We start from the raw sequence: 6,898 nt of genomic DNA on the forward strand, positions 1-6,898 counted from the left end.
GCCCGGCACAGGGCCGGGCCGTCCGCGGTGCGGGGCGCCGGGGAGGGGGCGACGACCCGCGAGCCGGGTGGGCGCCCAGCGGCGGGCGCCCACCCGGGGCGGTCACCGACGGACGGTGACCGTGATCGTGCGGCTCTCCGTCACGCCGGCGGCGTTCTCGAGCTCCGCGCGGTACTCGTACCGGCCGGGCGCGCGGCCCTCGAGCGGCGTCGCCGCCCGCTGGGCCTCCCGGCCGTTCGCCGTCACCTGCTGCGTGTCGACCAGGGCGCCGTTCTCGAACAGGCGGTACGTGGTGCCGTTCGTGCCCCACCACATGTTCATGGTGACCACGTACGCCCCGTCGCCGTCCCAGTTGTCGTGGGACAGCACCGGCGTCCCCGGCGTCGCCCGGTCCACGACCACCGTCACCGGTGCCGTGGTCGTCGACCCGTGCTGGTTCGTCAGCACCGCGGTGTAGACGTAGCGCCCGTCGGTCCGGCCGTCGAGGTCGAACGCGGCCTGCTGCGACGACGGGGTGGCGTCGACGAGGTCGCGCGCCGCGACGGGCGCACCGTTCTCGAGCAGCTCGACGCGCTGCGCGTTCTGGCCCCACCACAGGTTCACGACGACCCGGTAGGCGCCGTCGCCGTCCCAGTTGTCGTGGGAGAGCACGCCCCGCGCGGGTGCGGCCGTCGCCGGCCCCGGGACGCGCTCGCCCGGGCCCGGGTCGGTGCCGGTGTAGGCGATCGACGGCGCCGGCGGCGTCTCCATCCCCTCCCCGAGGAAGTACGACGTGTGCGGCGGCTGGTTGTACGCCGTGTTCTGCCACGCGACGCCGAGCCGGTAGACCGGGTCCGACGTGAGCGTGCGCAGGCGGTGGTCCGTCAGGTCGACCGTGGTGGCGACGCGCAGCGCCGAGGAGTCCTCGAGCCGCGTCACGACCTCCTCGCGCCAGTCGCCGAGCAGGTCGGCCTGGAGCGACGGGTTGCCCTTGGTGTCGTTGACGGTGAGCGTCCCCTCCGCCCGGTAGACCTCGACCTCGGTCTCCGTCTCCCAGTCCCACTTCGAGATGGTCGGCACGCCCGTGCGGGTCGCCTCGGTCCAGTCGTGGTCGAGCACCTCGCGCAGGAGGTCGCCGTCCCACCAGGTGAGGAAGTTCGCCGCCGGGATGCGCTCGGCGATCAGCTCGCCGGCCGCCGACCGCAGCTGCCCGTCCCGCGTGTTCCACGTGTTCGTGCCGATGGCCCAGCCCTCGGCGCCGGGGTGGCGCGGGTCGATGTCGCCCGCGGCGGCACGGCCGGTGTCGACCGTGGCCGGGATCGACCAGATCACCTCACCGGTCGCGGCGTCGCGGAACGTGGCGCCCCGGTTCCCGGAGGACCCCATGGACTCGTGCGCGGCGAACACCTCGAGGCCGGGCCGCGACGGGTCCAGGTCGGACAGGTGCATCGCGTCGCCGTGTCCGAGCCCGGTCGTGTACAGCGGCTCGCCGTCGTCGTCCACGGCCATCGACCCGAAGACGATCTCGTCCTTCTGGTCGCCGTCGACGTCCGCCACGGACAGGTTGTGGTTGCCCTGCCCGGCGTACGCGTCGCCGACCACGTCGGAGTCGAACGCCCACCGCTGCGTCAGCTCGGTGCCGTCCCAGTCGTACGCGGCCAGCACCGTGCGGGTGTAGTAGCCGCGGCTGAACACGACCGACGGGCGCTCGCCGTCGAGGTACGCGACCCCGGCGAGGAACCGGTCGACGCGGTTGCCGTAGCCGTCGCCCCACGCGCCGACGTCACCGCGCGGCGGCGTGTAGTCGACCGTGTCGAGCGCGGCGCCGGACGCCCCGTCGAACACCGTGAGGAACTCCGGCCCGGTGAGCACGTAGCCCGACGAGTTCCGGAAGTCCGCCCCGGCGTCGCCGATGACGACGCCCGCGCCGTCGACCGTCCCGTCGGCGGTCTTCATGACCACCTCGGACCGCCCGTCGCCGTCCAGGTCGTACACCTGCACCTGCGTGTAGTGCGCGCCGGCCCGGATGTTGCGGCCCAGGTCGATGCGCCACAGGCGCGTGCCGTCGAGCTCGTAGGCGTCGACGTAGACCGTGCCCGTGTACCCGGCCCTCGAGTTGTCCTGCGCGTTCGTCGGGTCCCACTTGAGCACGACCTCGTACTGCCCGTCGCCGTCGAGGTCGCCGATGCTCGCGTCCCCGGCCTTGTAGGAGTACGGCTGCCCGTCCTTCGTGTAGGCGTCGGCGGGCTTGTCGAGCGGCACGTCGAGGTGCTGCTCGTCCCACACGCCGAACTCGGCGGTGGCCCAGCGCTCGATGCCGTCGACCACCGTGCTCACGCGGTACGTGGCGTCGGCCGTGCCGTCGGCGTCGAGCACGTTGGTGCTGCCCGTGACGGGCGTCGACGTGATGCGCGTCCCGTCGCGGTAGACGTGGAACGGCAGGTCCTGCGGGTCGAGGCCCAGCAGGCGCCAGCCGACGTGCACGCCCTCGTCCGTCGCGACCGCGACCGGCGCGCGGTCCAGCCGCTCCGCCTGCCGCACGAGCGTCGTGACGGCCTCCGAGGACACCGTCGCGGCCCGCGCCGACTCGCCGCCGGCGTTCACCGCGGCCACCTGGTAGTGGTACGGCACGGTGGTGAGGACGTCGGTGTCGTCGTACCCGGCGTCCGCGGCCCGCCCGACGAGCGTGTAGGGACCACCCAGCTGCTCGCTGCGGTACACGTGGTGGAACAGCGCGCCCTCGACGGGCTCCCACGCGAGGCGGACCAGGTTCTTCTCCGTCGCCGCCACGCGCACGCCCGCGGGCGCGGCCGTCACGGGGACGTCCGGGTCGACCGTCGTCAGCTCGACCACGTCCGTCGGCACGGACTCGACGCCCGTGGGGTCGAGCGCGACGACGTGGTACCGGTACGCGACGCCGAGGTCGGCGGTCGTGTCCGTGAACGCGGCCTCCGCGACGTCGCCCAGCGCTCGGGGCGTCGGCTCGCCGTCCGCCTGCCGGTACACGCGGTACCCGGCGGCGTCGTCCGTGCCCGTCCAGGCGAGGTCGACCGCGGCCGCCGCGCCCTCGATGCGCACGTCCGCCGTCAGCGCCGACGGCGCGAGCAGCAGGGGCGTCACCTCGACGCCGTTGAGCCGCGACGACGCGCCGGTCATGACCAGCGTGAGCTGGCCGTCCGTCACCTCGACCGGCTGGCTGACCTTCTCCGAGACGCTCCCGCGCCCGGCGTTGGAGGCGCCGAAGTCCTTGCCCTCGAGCTGGACGTTCGAGCGGCTCGTGCCGATCCAGTCGCCGTTGTGCGTCTTCACCGCGTACGTGCCGCGCGGCACGTCGACGACGAAGGTGTGCTGCGGACCGGGCAGCAGGAAGTCGCGCTGCAGGTCGTTCGGCGGCGGCGTGAAGGCCACGCCGCGGTCGCGCCCGCCGAGGCCGGTCGCGTCGAGCCACCCCCAGCCGATCTCGGGCGTGTACACGGACCGCTCGCTCGCCTCGGTGTACCCCGGCATGACGGGGTTCCCCGCGAGCTGCACGTCGAAGCGGTGCAGCGCCGCGCGGGTCGTGACGCGCACGCTCGCCGACGGCGCCGAGTCGCCGCGGCCGTTGGAGGCAACCACGCGCAGGTCGTACGCCCCGCCCTCGGCGAGCCCCGTCACGGCGGCCTGCGGCAGCGTCGACGTCGCGGCCAGCGCCCAGGCGTCCCCGCCCGCGTCCGCGGCCCTGCGGAAGACCTTGTAGACGTCGGCCCCCTCGACCGCCGTCCACGTCAGCTGCACGCCGGAGCTCGACACGCTGCCGGCGACGACGCCCGCCGGTGCGGCCGGCACGGCGGCCGGCGGCTCGGCGGCCTCGACCTCGTCCGCGAGCGGGAGGTCGAGCGTCGCGAGGTCGGCGGCCACGAGGCGCGCCATCTGGATCGCGCCGTACTCCTGGAAGTGGGTGTCGTCGACCGTGCCGTTCGGCCGGCCCGGGTACACCCCGGCCGGGACGTGCAGGAAGACGCTCGTCGCGGCCTCCGGCCCGATCTCGTCGAGGTAGGCGCGGCTCGACGCGGACAGGTCGACGAGCGGCGTGCCCGTCTCGGCCGCCAGCCCGGCGGCCGCCTCGACGTACTCGGGGAACGACACGTGGAACCTCCCCGTGCCCGCGTCCCACGCGCGCCGCGACACCGGCGTCACGAGGATCGGCGTGGCCCCGCGCTGGCGGGCGCCGTCGACGAACGTCCGCAGGTAGTTGCGGTAGTCGGCGGGCGCGGCCCAGCGGTCGTCGACGCCGTACGAGTTGTCGTTGTGGCCGAACTGCGCGACGACGTAGTCGCCGGGCCGCACCTGGCGCAGCACCTCGTCGAGGCGGCCCTGGCTGATGAAGTTCTTGGCCGAGCGCCCGCCGATGGCCTTGTTCTGCACGGTCACGTCGTCCGACAGGTACCGGTCGATCATCTGGCCCCAGCCGGCCTGCGGCGCGTAGTCGGCCGTGTACGTCTGGACCGTCGAGTCCCCCGTGACCCACAGCGTGGGCTCGGCGGCGGGCGTGCGGTCGGGCTGCCGGGTGATGACGAGCTGGTTGAGCTTCGGCGCGGTGCCGCCGACCTCGATGTTGAGCTGACCGTCGACGAGCGCGACGTCGAGCTGCATCTCGAGGAACTGCCCGGCCGCCTTCGCGGTCTGCTGCACCTTGGCCATGCGCTCGACCGTGAGCGCGACGTCGGTCGCCTCCTGCGCGTCGCCCGCGACGAGGCTCACGGTGTAGTCGCCGTTCGGCAGGTCGACGACGAGCTCGGTGTCCCCGATGCTCACGAAGTCGGACCGCACGGCGTCGTCTCCCCCGCGATCCGTGGCGGTCACCTGCGACGGGTCGACGAAGCCGATCCGCTGCGCGTGCGAGTAGGCGGTCGTCGCGTCGACGCGGACGGCGCCCGGGGCGAGCGTGCCGGGCCCGAGGTCGAGCGACAGCACGCCGCTCTCCGGGAACGTCGGCTCGGTCCCCTCCCCCGCGAGGCGGCTCACGGCGGCGGCCGACGGGACCGACAGACCGTCCGCGCCGATCGCCCGGACGCGGTACCAGTGCGTCGTCGTGGTGTCGACGGCGTCGGTGGTGTGGACCTCGCGCTGCCCGGTGCGGGCGATCTCCGCGTAGGTGCCGTCGACCGCGTCGGCGCGCGTGACGACGTAGCCGGTGGCGCCGGCCACCTCGTCCCAGCGCAGCGTCACGGCGCCGGGCACGACGTGCGCCATGCGCACCGCCTGGGGCGCGGGGAGGGAGCCGACGGGCTCGTCGGCGAGCGCGCCGGCGTCGGCGGTCTGGCCGGCGGCGGGCTGATCGGTGGTGGACGGGTCGGTGGCGGTGGCGTGCGCCGGCAGGGCGCCGGCGAGGAGCAGCGCCAGCGCGGTGGCGGCGCCGGCCGCGACGGCGGGCGGTCGGGTGCGGCTGCGGGTCCGGTCGTGGGCCCGTGCAGGTCGGGACATGGTCACCTTCGTCGTCTCGTCGTTGAAACGTGGGGGCGGAGCGACCGTCGTTCCCGTCATGAATCGATTCAACACGTCGCGGTGGACGCGCGTCAGGAACGGGGGAAGCGGGCGGTCCCGACATTCCTACCCCGCGCCGCCGCGCCGCGTCCAGACCCCGAGGCAAACGCTTACCGCCACAACCCGCGTCCTGTGCGACCACCGGGCGGCGCGGGAACGTGACCACACCCGGCCGACCGGGGCACACCCCCCGACGGCGCCCGGTGCGTCAGCGCGCGCCAGCCAGCCGCCGTCCACCGGCAGCACGGCGCCGTGCACGTAGTCGGCGGCGCGCGAGCAGAGGAGCACGACGGCGCCCGCGACGTCGGCGGGCTCGGCCCAGCGCCCGGCGGGGATGCGCGCGAGGATCTCGTCGCTGCGCACCGGGTCCTGCCGCAGGCCGTCGGTGTTGTCGGTCGCGACGTACCCGGGGGTGACCGCGTTGACGTCGACGCCGGACCCGGCCCACTCGTTCGCCAGCGCGCGGGTCAGGCCGGCGATGCCGACGAGGTCGCCGTCACCCTCGCCGCCGCCGGCGACGTGCCGCGCGTCGGGCTCACGTGGGCCGCCCGGCCCGTCGAGGCGGACGTCGCGACGGGGCTGGCGATCGTGCAGGCGAGCATCGACCAGGTCGTCGCGGCGCGGACCGCGCTCGCGACCGCGTGACGGTGCGCGTCAGACCGCGGGGACCTCGCGCGGCGCCACGATCCGCAGCACGTCGACGAACCACGGCGTCGTGACGCCGGCGTCGACGAGCGCGTGCGCTTCCTCCGCGGTGACCCACCGCGTGTCCCCGACCTCGTCGGGGTCCGGCAGCAGGTCGCCGGCGGCGCGGCCGACGACCACGTGGTCGTACTCGGTCTCGACGTGGCCGGACCCGGCGTCGAGGGCGCGGTAGCGGAACGTGCCGACCTCGTGCGCGTCGACCAGGTCGACGCCGAGCTCCTCGCGCACGCGGCGGGCGGCGCTCGCCGCGAGGTCCGCGCCCGGGGCCGGGTGGCCGCAGCACGCGTTGGTCCACAGGCCGGGGAACCGGAGCTTCGCGTCGGCGCGCTGCTGCAGCAGCATCCGGCCGGCGCCGTCGACGACCACCACCGAGAACGCGCGGTGCAGCAGCCCGGGCGCGGCGTGCGCGTCCCCGACCTGCGTCTCGCCCGTCGTCGTCCCGTGCTCGTCGACGAGCTGCACCAGGTCCGTCTCCGCCATGTCACCCCGTCCGTCGCCGTGCCACCACCGCACCGCACCGCGCGGCAGCCCCCAGTACGTCATCTCCCACGCCGCGGCACAACTCGACCGCGAACGGAATGCCACTGCCCTCATGCGGCGTGGGATGCGCAGCGGTATTCCGTTCGGCGTCGTCCTCTCGAGGCGTGGTGCCGGCGCGCCGAGGCCCCGGCCCCCGTGGAGGGGGCCGGGG

3 protein-coding genes and 1 pseudogene are annotated in these 6,898 nt (G+C 74.9%); 1 reads left to right on the top strand and 3 read right to left on the bottom strand.

Going from position 1 to position 6,898, the window contains the following annotated elements:
- Positions 1-102: 102 nt before the first annotated feature.
- Together ACFUMH_RS17990 and ACFUMH_RS17995 are read right to left on the bottom strand one after the other, a co-directional pair.
- Positions 103-5,502 carry a fibronectin type III domain-containing protein gene (locus ACFUMH_RS17990; RefSeq protein ID WP_378208769.1) on the bottom strand — a complete coding sequence of 1,800 codons (5,400 nt, stop codon included), beginning with the start codon at positions 5,500-5,502 and terminating at the stop codon, positions 103-105.
- A 213-nt stretch (positions 5,503-5,715) separates the two neighbouring features.
- A pseudogene (locus ACFUMH_RS17995) lies at positions 5,716-5,982 on the bottom strand (SDR family oxidoreductase); the annotation flags it as partial.
- 39 nt (positions 5,983-6,021) lie between these two features.
- On the opposite strand from ACFUMH_RS17995, the gene ACFUMH_RS18000 reads away from it, so the two are divergent.
- Entirely contained in the window at positions 6,022-6,147 is a 126-nt protein-coding gene (locus ACFUMH_RS18000) for a hypothetical protein (RefSeq protein WP_378208771.1), read from the top strand.
- Positions 6,148-6,156: 9 nt separating this feature from the next.
- Here the strand turns inward: ACFUMH_RS18000 and idi are convergent, their stop codons facing one another.
- The gene (gene idi / locus ACFUMH_RS18005; RefSeq protein ID WP_378208773.1) at positions 6,157-6,687 is read right to left on the bottom strand and encodes an isopentenyl-diphosphate Delta-isomerase; all 531 of its coding nucleotides are present in this window, start codon (positions 6,685-6,687) and stop codon (positions 6,157-6,159) included.
- Positions 6,688-6,898: the final 211 nt, after the last annotated feature.

This window comes from Cellulomonas sp. NPDC057328 (assembly GCF_042667215.1).
Lineage (GTDB): Bacteria > Actinomycetota > Actinomycetes > Actinomycetales > Cellulomonadaceae > Cellulomonas.

Coding starts and splice junctions, on each gene's coding strand:
- ACFUMH_RS17990 (WP_378208769.1), bottom strand. CDS start 5,502: ATGACGGGAACGACGGTCGCTCCGCCCCCACGTTTCAACGACGAGACG.
- idi (WP_378208773.1), bottom strand. CDS start 6,687: ATGGCGGAGACGGACCTGGTGCAGCTCGTCGACGAGCACGGGACGACG.